10 protein-coding genes and 2 pseudogenes are annotated in these 15,733 nt (G+C 41.8%); 8 read left to right on the top strand and 4 right to left on the bottom strand.

The genetic code is table 11. From position 1 onward, the window contains the following. Nucleotides 1–64: 64 nt before the first annotated feature. The 6 genes from aroF to ACYRY3_RS18525 all read left to right on the top strand — a co-directional run bounded on the left by aroF (nucleotide 65) and on the right by ACYRY3_RS18525 (nucleotide 8,055). Nucleotides 65–1,153: a 3-deoxy-7-phosphoheptulonate synthase gene (aroF, locus tag ACYRY3_RS18550; RefSeq protein ID WP_460203080.1), complete on the top strand. Its 1,089-nt coding sequence runs from the start codon at nucleotides 65–67 to the stop codon at nucleotides 1,151–1,153. Nucleotides 1,154–1,771: 618 nt separating this feature from the next. Then, nucleotides 1,772–2,464: a hypothetical protein gene (locus ACYRY3_RS18545; protein WP_460203079.1), complete on the top strand. Its 693-nt coding sequence runs from the start codon at nucleotides 1,772–1,774 to the stop codon at nucleotides 2,462–2,464. A gap of 180 nt (nucleotides 2,465–2,644) precedes the next feature. Continuing rightward, the gene (locus tag ACYRY3_RS18540) at nucleotides 2,645–3,925 is read left to right on the top strand and encodes a hypothetical protein (RefSeq protein ID WP_460203078.1); all 1,281 of its coding nucleotides are present in this window, start codon (nucleotides 2,645–2,647) and stop codon (nucleotides 3,923–3,925) included. Between the two features lie 343 nt (nucleotides 3,926–4,268). Next, complete coding sequence (locus ACYRY3_RS18535; protein WP_460203077.1) at nucleotides 4,269–4,859, top strand: hypothetical protein; 591 nt, start codon at nucleotides 4,269–4,271, stop codon at nucleotides 4,857–4,859. 1,057 nt (nucleotides 4,860–5,916) lie between these two features. Continuing rightward, nucleotides 5,917–7,746 carry a hypothetical protein gene (locus ACYRY3_RS18530; RefSeq protein WP_460203076.1) on the top strand — a complete coding sequence of 610 codons (1,830 nt, stop codon included), beginning with the start codon at nucleotides 5,917–5,919 and terminating at the stop codon, nucleotides 7,744–7,746. Between the two features lie 183 nt (nucleotides 7,747–7,929). Then, nucleotides 7,930–8,055 carry a hypothetical protein gene (locus ACYRY3_RS18525; protein WP_460203075.1) on the top strand — a complete coding sequence of 42 codons (126 nt, stop codon included), beginning with the start codon at nucleotides 7,930–7,932 and terminating at the stop codon, nucleotides 8,053–8,055. 11 nt (nucleotides 8,056–8,066) lie between these two features. On the opposite strand, the gene iscB is transcribed toward ACYRY3_RS18525, so the two are convergent. Further along, nucleotides 8,067–9,398 carry an RNA-guided endonuclease IscB gene (gene iscB / locus ACYRY3_RS18520; RefSeq protein WP_460203074.1) on the bottom strand — a complete coding sequence of 444 codons (1,332 nt, stop codon included), beginning with the start codon at nucleotides 9,396–9,398 and terminating at the stop codon, nucleotides 8,067–8,069. Between the two features lie 632 nt (nucleotides 9,399–10,030). Between iscB and ACYRY3_RS18515 the strand changes: the two are divergent. Next, nucleotides 10,031–10,336, top strand: a pseudogene (locus ACYRY3_RS18515) (DUF3417 domain-containing protein); the annotation flags it as partial. A gap of 84 nt (nucleotides 10,337–10,420) precedes the next feature. Here the strand turns inward: ACYRY3_RS18515 and ACYRY3_RS18510 are convergent. Both ACYRY3_RS18510 and uvsE read right to left on the bottom strand, forming a co-directional pair. Next, nucleotides 10,421–11,602 (bottom strand): annotated as a pseudogene (locus ACYRY3_RS18510) (Hsp70 family protein); the annotation flags it as partial. Nucleotides 11,603–11,676: 74 nt separating this feature from the next. After that, nucleotides 11,677–12,597 (bottom strand): UV DNA damage repair endonuclease UvsE, encoded by a 921-nt coding sequence (gene uvsE, locus ACYRY3_RS18505; protein WP_460203124.1) that lies wholly within the window; start codon nucleotides 12,595–12,597, stop codon nucleotides 11,677–11,679. A 683-nt stretch (nucleotides 12,598–13,280) separates the two neighbouring features. Here uvsE and ACYRY3_RS18500 point away from each other — a divergent pair. After that, the gene (locus ACYRY3_RS18500; RefSeq protein ID WP_460203073.1) at nucleotides 13,281–13,499 is read left to right on the top strand and encodes a hypothetical protein; all 219 of its coding nucleotides are present in this window, start codon (nucleotides 13,281–13,283) and stop codon (nucleotides 13,497–13,499) included. Between the two features lie 293 nt (nucleotides 13,500–13,792). Here the strand turns inward: ACYRY3_RS18500 and ACYRY3_RS18495 are convergent, their stop codons facing one another. Continuing rightward, nucleotides 13,793–15,679, bottom strand: a complete 1,887-nt coding sequence (locus ACYRY3_RS18495) for a response regulator (protein ID WP_460203072.1) — start codon at nucleotides 15,677–15,679, stop codon at nucleotides 13,793–13,795. Nucleotides 15,680–15,733: the final 54 nt, after the last annotated feature.

The raw sequence follows: 15,733 nt of genomic DNA, 5'->3' as shown, positions 1-15,733 counted from the left end.
TTTAAAAACGTACAGACGCGCCATGGCGCGTCTCTACATTCAACTTTTTGGAGGGTAAATAGTCATGATTGTAATCATTAAGAATGGTACACCTGTTGATGAAATTACTCGTATCAGCAAAGAACTAAGTAACACTTGGAAAGTCACAGTAGAAAAAAGTGTAGGTCGGCATAAAGTTATTTTGGGAATGATTGGGGACACTGCGACTCTTGACCCAATGCAAATTCAGAATAGCAGCCCCTGGATTGAGCAAGTATTGCGAGTAGAAAAACCTTTCAAGCGGGCAAGCCGAGAATTCCGTCATGGCGAGCCTAGTGAGGTTGTTGTATCCACTCCTAACGGAGCCGTCCACTTTGGCGAACAACATCCCGTTGTGCTGGTTGCTGGACCTTGCTCTGTTGAGAATGAAGCCATGATTGTGGAAACAGCGAAGCGCGTTAAAGCGGCTGGAGCCAAGTTTCTGCGTGGTGGTGCATACAAACCTCGTAGCTCACCCTATGCCTTCCAAGGACATGGTGAAAGTGCTCTAGATTTGCTAGCAGCATCTCGTGAAGCTACAGGTTTGGGGATCATCACAGAGCTTATGGATGCTGCTGATTTGCCAGCCATATATCGTGTCGCTGATGTCATCCAGATTGGCGCTCGAAATATGCAAAACTTCTCTTTGTTAAAGAAAGTAGGGGCTCAAGATAAGCCTGTGCTGCTTAAGCGTGGTATGTCCGCCACTATTGATGAGTGGCTCATGGCGGCGGAATATATCTTGGCTCATGGAAATCCAAATGTGATTCTCTGCGAGCGTGGAATCAGAACTTTTGATTCTAAGTATGTTCGCAATACGTTAGATTTGTCAGTCCTTCCAGTATTGCGGCAACTTACGCATTTACCAATCATGATTGACCCCAGTCATGGTACTGGGAAGTCTGAATATGTTGGACCTATGGCACTGGCGGCGATAGCAGCTGGTGCAGATTCTTTGATGATTGAAGTTCACCCCAATCCTGCTAAAGCTTTATCTGATGGACCTCAATCTCTTACTCCTGAAAAATTCGATCGCTTGGTTCAGGAATTGTCTGTACTAGGTAAAGTAGTCGGACGTTGGTCAAAGCAGCCTGCTGTAATCTCTTCAAAACAAGGTGTAGCGGCTAGGCTATGACCGAATAATTCGAGCGAAGCGACTTGACTGCTTTTATTTCTGCCTACCTACTTAACCTTTTACTTTTTACTCGATTAGGTAAATCCAACATCGTTTTCATTGGTGTAAAGTTAGCACTGCTATTAATGCCTCGAGCGGTAGTTCAGAGGTATTGATATGCAGTGTCTTTTTTACATTTTATGTTTCTTGCCGAAATTAAATATATACATCTAAAAAATTGATAGACACATCAAAAAAAACTTTATTGAAGTTATCTTCAGAATTACTTAAACTTTATGTAGAAATGTAGCTTTGTTTACAATTTTGTTAGGTTATAAGTAGGTTTAAACAAATAAAAACGATTGTATTAATAAATATTAATATATTATTGAACCTACTAAGTTCTAACAATCCTTTCACAAAGTTGTTTTTTTCACAACGCTCCACTTATGTATATCATCACAAAGCAAAGTTAATAGCTTCTACCAGACAATAAAGGGTGCTTCTTAAAACTCAGAAATTATCATTAATTAGAGCTATAAGAATAAGCAGAAAATTATAATTCATCAGGCTTTTTTGTCTGTTTTATCTTCATTTACTTACGCAATTTGAACCTTAGAAATTAGAGGATTAGTCCTAATGGCAACTGACAATGTTGATAATAGCAATCCATCTACTAGTGGTAGTGACGATCTCGCAGGTCTGCTGGAAAGATCTCCTTGGGGTCGCTTAAGTGAAGTCACTTCTACTGAGAGCGTATTAGAAGGCTTTGGGAATGCAACCGGAGGTAGTGGAGGTAGTGCCCCAATCGCTAGTGGTACCGGCGGTGGTGGCAATCCGTTTACTAACTTTGGCAACCCCAATGCTTCTGGCAGCCCGTTAACTGGTAATGAAAACCCTTGGGCTGCTATTAACAACGCCAATGGAAGCAACAGCGCTCTTACTGGTATTAGCATCGGCGACTTCAGTGGTGGTGACATCTCTGGCGGTGTCAGCGCTGGTGGTTTTGGTGGCGGCAACACCTCTGGCGGTGGCAGTGCTGGTGGTATTGATTTTGGAAGCGCAGGTCAATCATTGTCGTTTCAGTACAGGGTTGAGATTGACAATCTCATCAACGAAGGTCCCACCGACGAAAGTGTACAGGGGTTGTCGTCGCGGATAACGGATAGTGTTGTCAACCAGGTTGCTTTGGGTAGCACATCATCTGTAAATAGTGGTAGTGGCAACCAGTTTACTGGTGGTAGTGATAACCAGTTTGCTGGTGGTGCTGGCAATCCATTTGCTGGTGGTAGCGATAACCAGTTTACTAATGGTGGCAACCCATTTGCTTAAAGTATGTTTTTGAAGGTCAAATCTTTGAATTAACCAATTTCTAGGTGATTTTTTCCTTAATAAATCGTAGTTAATTGAGGCAATAAAGACAAGAAATTATAAATAAGCGGACTATTTTTGTCTGTGATATCTGCCTAAACTTCCGCGATTTCTGCTTTAGAAATAGGAGGATTATTCTCAATGACAACTGAAAGTTCGTCTACCCAAACCAATTCTGGAACCCAAAGTGTTTCTGGTTTCTCACAATCTCCTTTCGGTCGCTTGGGTGACGCCGTTGGTACCGAAAATTTACCAGGCTTTCCCGGTGGTGGCGGTCAAAATGGTGGTACTCAATCTGGTGGTGAAGGCGGCAACTCATTTGCTGGTGGTGGTGCGCCAATCTCACCCTTCGACCAGATAAGGTATAACATTGACCAAGCAATTTACAATGCCTTTCCTCCTGGTGGCGGCACTCCTGATGCTAACACCAGTATTGACACTAGCAGCCTAAATCCGTTTAATCAGCCGCCCGGTGGTGCCAGTCAGCCCAGCACTGATGGTGGCAGTCAAGTAGCTGGTCCAGAAGGAGCATCTTTTGGTGGTTACAACCCATTTGACCCTAGCTTTGGTAGCAATGTGAACAACCAAGCTATCCAGGCTAGCCAAGGTGGTGGCTTTGGTGGTAGTCAAGGTGGTGGCTTTGGTGGTAGCCAAGGTGGCGGCTTCGGTGGCGGTGACAGTAACCAAGCTGGTAGCCCCTTTGCGTCAAACCCACAAGCAAATCAGATAGACGCAACTCGTGCCGATTTGACTAACTCTGTTACAGCACAAGTAAACAGCGGTAACGTTGACAGCGATGCAATAGAGACAGAGATTGGCTCTGCCGTGAACGCCATAGTTACCTCCTCGACAGGTAGTACACCGTCCTTAACTGATGCAGGTATCAGTGAAAGCATCCCTACTGAAGATAGTGTAAGTGACACCACCAATGCGATCGCTGAAAGCGTATTTGTCGAACAGCCACTAAGCGAGTACACAGACAATGCTGAGGCTCAAATCACAACTAACACCAACAGTGATTTAGCACCAGTTTCCGAAGTATTGGAAGCAAGCAGCACCAATGACTTTGATGCTTTCTTAAACAATGTCAGTCCCGAGCAAATAGCAAGCTTTGCTGACTTGATCGGTCAATATGGAGACAGCACAGAAAGTGATGATTTAACAAAAGTCACCAATTTCTTAAATAGTGTTGCTGCTAGTACTGGTTGGGAGTCGAATGATAGCCCCTTGATTACTGATGGCTCTAGCAGTCTTGAAACCTCAAACTTCGAAGAGCTTCTGAGCACTGGTATAGGCAATAATGTTTCACCAACAGGTCAAAGTATCTTTAACGAATTGCAGGGGAATATATCTTACTACCGTGATATTTTCCAACCAATAGTTGGAACTAATGAGTCTGGTAGTAACAGCACAATAGTCTAATCAAAAATTCGCGATCGCCAAGAACATCGTTCCAGTCATCCCATACAACCCGGCTTTTTTGAGTTGCGACAACTCTAAATCGGTCTTGCCTCAAGCAGAGAAACCGGGTTTTTATCCGCGATGCGTGATTGACGAATCGGCTTTCTAGAGTTTCATAATGAATAGAAAATGTTGGGTTAATCAATTAACTAAAAAACCCAACATTATTTCAAGAGCTACTAGCTGTGAATGAGTCTCCGCTTCAGGAGCCAAAGAAGAAAGTCATAAACCCAGCTAAAAATGCTGATTTTATTTTCCTAAGTTCTGAAACATTTTTTTTCTAACAATAGGAGGATTTTTGTTTATGACAACAACTTCAAATGTTAACTCCACTGCTAGTAGTAATAATGTGTTCCCTCAGTTATCAGGTGATGTTTTGAATGCGATTCAAAACAACATCTCAACCTTCACTGACATTGTCAGTAAATATAGAAGTGGTAACGCGGTGGCAAGTAACGACTTAGCTTTGGCACCCGTGGTTGAGTTTGTGAATTATGCCTATGGCAGCAATTCACCTTTTTTAAATGGCACTGGTAGTGGGTCTACTGGTAATAGCACGGTTACTGGTAGTGGCAGTGTGTTTATTGGTAATAGCCCAGTTACTGGTACTAGCAATGTGTCTGGCGGCACTACCTCACTTACTGACAGTAACAGTGTATTGCCAACGCGATCGCCCTCTGATGTTTTGAAGCTGATAGAAGCTGATATCACAAATTTTTACAACACCACCAATCTGAATTCTGGTATTGGCGGTAACAATCAGCTTCCCCAATCTGCTTCTGATGTTTTTAAGCTCTTGCAAAATGACATCGCAAGTTACAGTAACACTATCAATCAGCTTCAGTCTGCAACTAGCCCAATAGCTGGTGGTAGTGACAACAACACCATCATATAAAGTGTATAAAGCTCTCGCACGAACACGAGAGTACTGGGTTACCCTTATAAAGGCACCCACCCAATTGATGCCACAAGCTACTAGCTCATGATTTAGTTTCTGCTCCAAAAACACAAGAAGAAAGTTGCATTAACAGGCTTGTCTTTAGACGTTACAGAACAGTTTTTTCTGTTTGCGTCATAAAGCAAGCCTTTTTCTTTAAAAAGAAAAAAGGGAACAGGGAGGAACGACCCATTCAGAGTACTGTAGGGTGGATATACCCACTATATCAACCTGTTACTAGAGTACTGTATCATTGACCACCATATCAAGCTGTTACTAGGCTATTCCCACCCTAGATGAATTTCAAAAATTAAATAGGATTTTTATAAATATAGTTTGTCATCTTTAGTATAGCAAAAAAAATGCAGTATTTATCAAAATAAAATTTATTGTGTTTTGCAAGACCTTTCTTAAATTTTATTTTTATTTAAATATCAAAAAAAAAAATAGGAATATCTAAAAAATAGACAAATTTAGCGAAAGAAATCTTGTTGTTGTTCGCCTCAAAATTGCTTAATTTTTAATTTAGCAGTGTTGATTACAGTCTAAACAGACAAGTAACAACGCCATTAATGGTGGTAGCATCTGTCTTCAATTCTATTGTTTCAATTGTTTAGATAATATTTATGCAAAAAACTCAATGTTTGGAATGGCAACACCAATAAACCTAGTTTGACCAGCTGAATTGATTCTAATTGTAGCGTATTTTCATTTTCTTTTTCTTGTAACTCTCGCAGATGGTATTGCAAAAACAAGTAATTCTGTCAGCAGAATTAGATTGGGTAACGAGTTTTTAACTAGCATAGCAGCGAAAAAATTCCAAGTTTCAGTTAGTGAAGTGACGAAATGCTGGGTTCAACCCTTTGTAGGGTAACCCAACAAACTTTCAAGAGCTACTAGCCAATTGATGCCTGCACTCAACAAACAGCCATAGCTGATTGATATAGCAGGCATGGCTTTATATCTCCTATATTCTACGAGATTTCTGCCAAAAAACTTAGGAGCATTATCATTCATGGCGACTTCTGTTGAATCTGAATCCCTTTTCCCCACAGACAGCGTGGCTGTCTCAGATCCCTTGAATAGTGGTGACGTTTCTCTACCTATTGCCACTCCTCCAAGCACTTCTTCTACTGCTGATACTCTGTCTCAAACCAGTGATGGCAGCAACCCGTTTGTTGATGCTGTAAGTAGTAGCGGTAGCAACCCGTTTGCTGGTGGCGCAGGTGGTGTAGATAGTAGTGTTAGTTCGTTAGAAGGAACTTCCACTGGCACCTCGATTCTTAATAACTTTGGTGCTGAAAGCAGCTTATTTGGTAGCAGCACATCCTGGAATTCGGGTACTAGCAGCAACTCCTTTGCTGGTGCTCAAAACAACCCCTACGCTGGTGGTGGCGGTTATCCTTTTGCTAGTCTTGGCAACACGGTTGTTGGAAGCAACCAATGGATTATCGGTAAAGAAACTACTCCAGAGAGGTTCTCGAAAATCATAAATTACACTACAGAGGAGTTGGTTGACTCCATCATTGTCAAACTCAGTAATAGAGTATACGAGAGTGGCATTACTACTTCCTCCAGTGGAGAAAACCCATTTGCTGGTGGAAACAACCCGTTTGGTACCACCAATGCGCCAGCTCTCAGTTTCTTACAACAGGCATATGGTACAAACTTCCCCATACCTGAATCAGCATCGAATTTCTTAACATCTGTATACAGTCAAACCTTGCCTGGTGGATCTAGCAACCCATTTTCCAGTGGTGCTGCTGGTAACTCGGGTGCTGGTGCAACTGGTGGTAACACCAATACTGGTGGTAGCACGATACCTCAGCAACCATCCTCCTTTGATATCACAAAGGTTATCTTTGGTGAGAGCTTAGGTAGTGGTGGTCAATCGCCCTCAGAAACCTTAAGGATTACTCAAGATGCTCTGTTAAACTTTACCAAAACAGTCAACTCTGCTACAGGTAAAAGACTTTTCAGTGGTAACAGCACGCCTCTGAGATCGCCCTCAGATTTGTTAACGCTCTTTAGGAATGACATATTAAGCGCCAATACCCCCATCAACACTGTCAACGATCTCGCTGGTGGTGGCGATCCTTATACCAACGTGCTTGCTGGTAGTGACTCTCAAGCTGTTCAACCACCCTCCGATATTTTGTACACTGTTCTTGGTGGTTTGTTGCCCTTTAGTGGCACTGAGAACATTTTTAATACTCCTGATGGCAGCATACCTATTGGTTATGGCAACAGGGACTTTGGTAGTGACAACGCGGTCATTGGTAATTCCAACTGGAATTACGGTCAGTCCAACGCAAGCGTAGGCAATGCCAACTGGAATTGGGATTCCACTAAGAACAACGCCAGCATCGGTAACGGTAACTGGTATTTAGACTCCAGCCAAAACAACAGAACCCTTGGTAATGGTAACTGGTACTGGGAGTCAACCGCCGATAACATCACCTTGGGTAACGGTAACTGGCACTTTGGAAATAACAACACCACCATTGGTAACGGTAACTGGGACTTTGGTAGCAACAACACAATCATTGGTAATGGCAATTGGGTCTTCACCAGCAACAGCATCGTTATTGGTGATGGCAACTGGTCTGTCATTATTGACAAATCATCCACTCTTGGCGGCAACTTCCTCGGTCAGTTGGATAATTTGGTGTTGACAATGGGAATTAAGGATGCTGCTGACAACCTAGTGAATTCGCTTGTCGGTCGCTTCGGTGGTGCTTTTGAACCACTCACAGGCGAGTTGAGTGAAGGCGGTCGCAAGACTTACGATCGGCTCTTCTACTCTGATAACAGTAGCGCGATCGCAGCAGCTCCAAGCCCATAAGTTAATAATCGATCGCTAACGATTGACCGTTAGCGGTCAACATCAGAAGTTTCCAATATTCAGTTGCTTATTAAAACGCAGTTATGAGATTGTTCGTAACTGCTGTTTCTACTGCCCGAATACCTTGTCTAATGTTTAGCTTAAGCCAAAAGAAGCCTCTCACTCAGTTCGTAAGGACGAGTGATGAGACGGACAGTTCGCTCAACGGGGGAAACCCCCGCACGCGACTGTCCTCATGAATTTTGGGGCGATGACGATTCCATTTTTGCCCGGAGGCAAGCCCTTGGCTTTGAGGGCAAATATGGATGAGGAATCGCCAATTATAACGCGATAACACACAAGCCCGATCTCCTTTTAACAGGATTGACTTTATTAACGTTAACCACCTTATTTTTGACTCCAGGATAGTTTTTTAATTTAACGCCAGTACCTAAGTTTTGCATTCCAACAACTTCGTATACCTTCCCTTCAAATTGAACTAAATCCTTGGGTTGGTATCGGTAACGGTATTTTTTAATTCGACGTTGCCCTTTTGATACTTTACGTTGACGGTAAAGTCTTAGGTCTTCACCATTTTTTTGTTTGTTGCGAGTTCTTCTACCAGAGGATAGTTCTGAACCGGATTTAGTTGAGCCATCTCTTGCATCGATATATTTGGCATCATAGAACTGCTCCATTGAGCGCTTATTTCGCCTAATTTGTTCTAGAATTAATGATTCTACTCTTTTGTGAATAGTACCACCCGCAATTACGAAGGCATCATTGTGATGAGATTTTTCTATTTTAAATTCTCTCCTGACTCCTTTGGTAATATAACCGTAAGTTGAACTATATTGTCCATCATTAGTTAAACGCCATCTAACCGAAGTCATAAAGGTTTCGCCTTTAAATGACTTCAGCTTTGGCTCCCATCCATAAAGGAAGCCACTCTTTTGATGATTTTTGGATGCATGGCATTTATCACATAAGGTAATCAGGTTTGCAGGTCTATCTGTTCTGTCTTCTCTCCAAAACCCTAAGTGATGTACTTCTAATATTGGATTGATCTCTTTATTTTTACAATTGAGGTTTTGACATTTATGCTGGTCTCTATGCAAAATATATTCACGTAAATTGTCGAAACCATACTGTTCTCCCTGTTGATATCCTACACCTTGGATTTCAGCATCCTTTATTTTCTGGATGTCAAAACTAGCTACTTCAATCGCAACTTTTTTGACTGGAACTACACTTCTTATTTTGTCAATAATTTTGTCATGAGTATCTAGTTTATGCTGAATACTTGGAGCTAACCAATTGTCCTTACGTCTACGATTGTCAAATCTTGGCGCACGATATCTTTTTCTATTTCGACGTTGAAAACGATATTTTTTCCGTTCTGTCAACCTTTCCGACATACCTTTTAACATCCGAACTTCGCCACCAATTAATTCTTCTTTTTCGTTAACAACGCTGTAACCTATATTTTGGTAACCAGCATCAATGCCCAAATTTCCTGGTTGAGTATAACCACTAGAGCCATAAATTAATTGAATTGTAAACGGGTTACGAGAATAAATTTTGGCTTTGCTCTCCTTTAATAATAATCTAGCTCTCCGGGGAGAAGTTGGCATTAATGGTAACCCGTATTTGTTGACAACGTAGACTTTCATGATTTGTATTCCTAATAAATAGGTAATCGCCTTACAGCGTGGTTCCCTTTGCCAATGTTTATCCAGGTTTTATACCAGCAACACTTTTCCTCTTCCTGTAGAAATGTTTAATTACTGGTCGTAGAGTTCAGAACTAGGGATCGAGACGCTACTCTCTGTATTCTGAAGTACCTATGTATTCTGGATAAACGTAGTGATTTCTTGCGTAACGAATCACCTAGGCTAATGACGTACTTCCTAATTTCTTAAGAAGCCCACACTTACCGCAAGCGGAAGTGTGTGGAGTCGTCACCAGTCGCTGATGTCAGGAGTGACTGCTTTTTTTGTTTCAGTACTTATCTTAGCCGCGACTGGTTGCTTGATATAAACTTTTGTAAAAACCGCACTCATATTGGGATAATTTACGGAAAGAATATATCAAAATGATTAAATTTTCACATACTTAAGACGTAGTAAACAGTCTCACTTAGGATTCAGAATACTCTCGGTGTCAGCTTTGCCAGTAAAACTGAGAATATTTTTCAAATCTTAGCAATGTCAAGATATAATGACAAATAGAGTATAAAGTATTGGCAGCTTTAAGAAAATAAAGTCAACAATAACCTTAATTAAAGCTATTGTGACGCTGACCTATGCAGCCAATTCGCACTTTTAACGTATCTCCATCTCTACCGCAGCGACTTGAGCCGCTGCGAAAGTTAGCGTATAACCTCCACTGGGATTGGAATGTTGAAACTAAAGACCTATTTCGTCGCTTAGATCCTGATTTGTGGGAATCTAGCCGTCATAACCCTGTTTTGATGCTCGGTACCATCAGCCAAGCAAGGTTGATGGAAGTTGTAGAAGATGAAGGCTTCCTAGCGCAAATGGATCGAGCTGCCCGTCAATTAGAAGATTACTGGCACGAGCGCACTTGGTATCAAAAACAGCGAAAACAGGACGAAGGATTAAGGATAAAGGATGAAGTAGAGAAAGAAACATCCTCTTCAGTTCATCCTTCATCCTTAAAACTTCATACTTCAAAGGCCATAACTGTGATAGAGAAAATCTTTGATTTCCACACCTTGGGCAAGCTGCAAAGCACCCTGAGCAATAGCTTCAAAAGGACGTTCGCAACGGATTTTTTCTGATGCAAAATACTGCTTTACCCATGTCTGTACTGCTGGTAGTTGCACCGTACCACCGACTAACAAAACAGCATTAATATCCGATAGCTCTATCCCTTGGCGTCGTGCTTGCTGCAACACAGAGGTCATCGACTCATCAAGTCGTTCAAAGAACAAGTTTTCTTTGAGGATATTTTCCAGAGTGTCGCGGTTGATTTCTAGTTCATAACTCTCAAAGGTCTCATCATTGAAATAAACTTCGCTGGCTTGAGTTTGGGTCGAGAGTTGAATCTTCACCCTTTCTGCCAATCGCGTTGTTAAAGGGCTGACTGCGAGACCTTGAGTTTTAGCAAAGTAATCAACCAACCAATTATCAATGTCAGTACCGCCTAAATTTTGTCCCGCCTTCGCCAATACACGAGCAGTTTTTACCTTTTGCTTGGAATCTTCTGCTAAAGACTTATTCCCCCACTTAAGTAGAAATCCCAAAGGTTTTTGAGTCGCTTGCACGCTTTTATCCAATTGGATGATAGATAAATCTAGGGTTCCGCCACCAAAGTCAACAACCAAAAGAATTTCTTGGTCTGCCATGCCATAACCCAAAGCGGCTGCTGTAGGTTCATCTAGCATTCGCACTTGGTCTACAGGAAGGGCTTGACAAACCTTTCCCAACCAGTGACGGTAACTTTCAAAGCTATCCACAGGTACAGTTAGTACCAAAGAATCTATACCCCCTTGTAGCGGAGCCAATTGTTCAATAACTTGGGAAAGAAACCATTGCCCCACTTGCTCAAAAGTAATAATTTGACCATCTAATTCCGGTAAGAACCCTTGAATGTCTGCTCCAATACCGCGCTTGAAACTGCGGAAGAATCGCGGGTCAGTTTTCAGATCCAGACCGCGATCGCGCACCTGTTGACCCACTAAAACTTGTCCCGAGTAAGCGTCTTCAACATACAACAGGCTGGGAATCAAAGGAGGGTTGAGACTCTGTTGAATGGATAAACCAGGTATATTAATAGTTTCTGGCCCTTGGTTAACGGGGTTCCAGCGAGCAATAACCGTGTTGCTAGTACCAAAATCAATTGCTATTGCCATAGTTTTTTCATTATCTCACGCCGAGAAACACTCGTTGCAAAGAACTTTTTGCAGCTTAGGAGCTTTGCGTGAGACTATTTTCCCACAACCCACCAAGAACGCAAATTGGCTATTGCCTCTTCCTTGTGCTTGGCTTCAACCTCTATCCAAGGGGCTTCCCTGTAGACACTTGGCATAGCAGTAATAAAAGCACTGTGTTTTCTGTCGCGGAATCCTTCTTCACCGTTGGAGATGTGGACTAACTGCCACTCTGGGTTTTCCCAAGTTTCCCGTGCAGCATAAAACATTTCAGCAACACTTGGGTCGTCATAACTCTCTAAATTTTCATGACAAATATGGTGGTGGGCATCAAACACCAATGGAACTTTAGCCCGTTGGCAAACTTCTAAAATTTCCCTCGCACTGTATGCGTTTTCATCATTTTCCAAAGTGAGGCGGCTTCTGATGTTTTCTGGCAATTCCGAAATTACCCGTACAAGTTGCTCTAGACGTTGAGATTTGCCACCATGAATGTTCATGAGCGACCAAGAAGAACGCGGTAAACCCAGTAAGTCTAGTGTGCGGGCGTGTCGGTCTAAAATTTTTCTACTAGATGCTACCACTTGCGGCGAATCGGAACTTAACACCACATATTGATCCGGGTGCAGTACCATTCGGATACCCACTCTTTCTGCCCTCTGCCCAATTTTGGCTAAATCTGCACTCATGCTTTCTAATAAATTTGCACCAACTTCATCTTCAAGATCGCTCATGGGGAATAAGCCCGAAGGCATACGGTAAAGCTTTATTGAGTGTCTCGCACAGAAAGTTAGGGCAAAATCCAAGCGTTGTAAGTTTTCCCGATAAATAACTTTTAGGGCAGTTTCACGCTGATTTTCCGGTAGTTCTAAATAGCGCGTGCGCGTTATTGTTCGGTAGCGCACCTCTTTAGAAAATGTAATGCAAACCAGCCCTAAGTGCGGTTCTGCGGCAGTTGCTGCAATTTTGTTTCCCATACCAACCCAGGGCTGAGTTTTTGCTAACTGCTTTGCATCAGATGAATTATCGGCTGCAATCCCCGATGGAGATTTTGGTTCCCGCACTGCTGACATACTATCTATCGCCATTACGCCACTTCTTCCATCTAACTCATTGCCAAGCGCGATCTATCAGTATCTAAGGGCTGAAGTCCTTTGAAAGATGAGGTGTGAAGCTACGAGTTATTTACACCTCTGGCTTCATACCTTTGAGCTATTGAAACCTTGTAGGGTGGGCAGTGCCCACCAATTGATAGGCGGTGGGCACTGCCCACCCTACTTTTACTTATCCAGCAATTAATAGGGGATGTTGAGACTGTATCTTTTTCTACAGAAATCTCAAACTAAAAAAGTAAATAATTATTACATTAATTTTAAAATATTTAACAAAAACCTTGATTTTAGTATCTGGAAACCCTTGACAAAAAGCACATTCGGCTCATTCGCCAGAAAAAATCTCAAATCCAAGCAATCGATGTATCTTTTGGTAGTGATGTCAAGTCTATTAAATATTTATTAATATAAGAGTAACTTAACTTCAGGAGTCAATACCAAAAAATTGATAACTGGTAGAAGTTATTACACCGAGAAATTTTCATAACCAAAACCTGTTACTGGTGCATCCTCTAAAGCATCAGATTCCTTACTAATGGAGCAAATACATGAATAACCAGCAACCATCAAGCGCTAATCAATTTGTGGGAAACCTCAAGAATGGGATTTGGCTGTTTGGCATCTCATCTTGGGTATTTGGGATTACCGACCGCAGCATTGCTTCGTTTTCAGACGGCTATCTGTCTGCCTTGGATTTAACGCAACTATTCACTGCTGCTACCTTCTTTGTAGCTTGGCTGTTTCTCAAACCGACATCTAAAGCATAATTCAAGGCAGGGATTTTAGATTCAAGTAAATGTAACACCCATAAAATTGAATAATATAAGCTAGGGCATTCGTCTTAAATGGTGCCAGTTCTGTAATAAATAACGGTTAAGCAATCTGAAAGGAAAACACTTTTTAAAGTTATGAAGGGTGCGCCGAAAGGTACTGTGAATATTTTTTTATAACAAAAAACTGGGGCTGTTGGAAAACTTGAACAGTACCCAGCTACAACGTTAATAAATGACACTGGACAAATGACAACCAAAACCCGTAAACTTGATTTGTACCGATATACTTAAACTGCCTTTGTGGCATCGATAATTGTGTCAAAGCGAAAATCATTAGTCAGTTGTTGAAGAACATTGATTAAAGTTGCCTGTTCTTGTGGAATCTCATTTATCAGTTGAAAAATACGTTCATCACTACCACCAGAGGCAGCTTCGTAAAGCTTTTGTATCCATTCATTCGGCATCACTTGTAAATCTTCTTGCTTGAGTTTGTCATTGGAAAGGTGTTGTGTGTCATCAGTAGGAACGGAATCAACAAAGTAGGTATAGCGTACACCTAAATGTTGAGTGATTTTGTCAAAAATTTCTTCTTCTTGAAATGGCTTGCGAATAAAATCATCGCACCCCGCTGACAGGATAAGCGATCGCTCATCATTTAATACACTAGCAGTTAAGGCAATAATGACAGTGGCTTGTCCGGAAAGAGACGCTTTAATCTGTTGAGTGGCTTCATAACCATTCATCACAGGCATTCGCATATCCATAAAAATGAGATGTGGTTTCCAGCTTTGCCAAATTTCTATTCCCTGTTGACCATTTTCTGCTTCCCTCACCTCAAATCCCAAAGGTGTCAGTAGTGCGTACAAGAGTTGGCGATGTTCCCAAGTGTCTTCCACAATCAAAACTCGATAAACGGGTTGATTTGGTGCCAGACTCTTCACTTTTCTACTGAATAATTGAGTTTGTACCTGTGTTGTCTGCGGTACATGCACTAAAATATGAAAAGCAAATATACTGCCTTCTCCTAAAACACTGCTAACAGTCATCTCACCACCCATGAGATTTACAAAAAAGCGGCTAATTGGTAGTCCCAAACCCGTGCCTTCTTGTGCTTGTCTACCGACAGAAGTCTGTTCAAAAGCTTCAAACAATAAGTGCATTTCTGTAGGCGCAATACCGCAACCAGTATCTATGACTTCAAAAAAGAGGCGTAGGGAAGAGGTGACATCTTGGACAGGGGAACAATTTTCTTTTATTTCTCCTTTTGCCCGTGTCTCCCGATCTTGTTCTAAAAAGACGCGTAGGGTCACACTACCACTCTGTGTAAACTTTATCCCATTACTTAGCAAATTCAGGAGGATTTGGCGCAATTTGCTTTCATCTGCAATGATATATTGCGGTACTGACGAGGCACAATCAAAAACCAGTTGGAGTTGCTTGGCTGTTGCTTTGAGGTGCAGCATATCTTCCAAGGTATCCATGAGGCGGTAAAAATCAAAAGTAGTGAGATTGAGTTTGACCCGACCTGCCTCAATCTTAGACATTTCTAAGACATCATTGATTAATTCCAGCAAGTGTTGACCGCTGCGGTTAATAATATTGAGATACTCCCTGTATTTTGGAGTAAAGGAAGTATCGCGGTGCATAAGTTGGGTAAAACCCAGGATACTGTTGAGAGGAGTGCGAAGTTCATGACTCATAGAAGCCAAAAACCGACTTTTTGCACGATTGGCAGCTTCAGCTAACTCCTTTGCTTGATGCAGTTCCACTTCTACCCGTTGGCGTTCTTCTACTTCACTTTTCACTGCCTCAAATTGAGCCGCACTGGGAATTGCCATCACTTGAGGAACTAGTTTGACGAGCATGACAGCAGTGTATAGGGAAACAAGGGCAGTCATTGCTTTCATGAAGCCAGACAACCAGTAGTTAGGATGCCAAAGTGTCCAAATCTCTAAGATATGGGTTGTCCCACATAAAACAATAAAAGCACTAAACAATAGAAAAATCCAGTTATAAGGGATGTCTCGCCGCTTTTCAACAATATAAGTTAACGTGAAAGGAATAGAATAATAAGCTAATGCAGTCAGACCATCTGAAATAATATGCAATCCTACTAACTCTGGCTTCCAAAGATAGCAGTGACCGTGGGGAATAAAAATTGACGCGAACATCATGGGAATAATTTTCCAACAGCAGTTGCCAGTACTCTCAAGTAAATAATCAGTCCT

The organism is Scytonema sp. NUACC21, assembly GCF_054684315.1.
This window is presented reverse-complemented; position numbering and strand designations above follow the sequence as displayed.

What these genes read in the sequence shown, in the direction of transcription:
- ACYRY3_RS18495 (WP_460203072.1), bottom strand. Translation starts at nt 15,679, where the DNA reads ATGATGTTCGCGTCAATTTTTATTCCCCACGGTCACTGCTATCTTTGG.
- ACYRY3_RS18500 (WP_460203073.1), top strand. Translation starts at nt 13,281, where the DNA reads ATGAATAACCAGCAACCATCAAGCGCTAATCAATTTGTGGGAAACCTC.
- ACYRY3_RS18530 (WP_460203076.1), top strand. Translation starts at nt 5,917, where the DNA reads ATGGCGACTTCTGTTGAATCTGAATCCCTTTTCCCCACAGACAGCGTG.
- iscB (WP_460203074.1), bottom strand. Translation starts at nt 9,398, where the DNA reads ATGAAAGTCTACGTTGTCAACAAATACGGGTTACCATTAATGCCAACT.
- uvsE (WP_460203124.1), bottom strand. Translation starts at nt 12,597, where the DNA reads ATGGGAAACAAAATTGCAGCAACTGCCGCAGAACCGCACTTAGGGCTG.
- ACYRY3_RS18540 (WP_460203078.1), top strand. Translation starts at nt 2,645, where the DNA reads ATGACAACTGAAAGTTCGTCTACCCAAACCAATTCTGGAACCCAAAGT.
- ACYRY3_RS18545 (WP_460203079.1), top strand. Translation starts at nt 1,772, where the DNA reads ATGGCAACTGACAATGTTGATAATAGCAATCCATCTACTAGTGGTAGT.
- ACYRY3_RS18535 (WP_460203077.1), top strand. Translation starts at nt 4,269, where the DNA reads ATGACAACAACTTCAAATGTTAACTCCACTGCTAGTAGTAATAATGTG.
- aroF (WP_460203080.1), top strand. Translation starts at nt 65, where the DNA reads ATGATTGTAATCATTAAGAATGGTACACCTGTTGATGAAATTACTCGT.
- ACYRY3_RS18525 (WP_460203075.1), top strand. Translation starts at nt 7,930, where the DNA reads ATGAGACGGACAGTTCGCTCAACGGGGGAAACCCCCGCACGCGACTGT.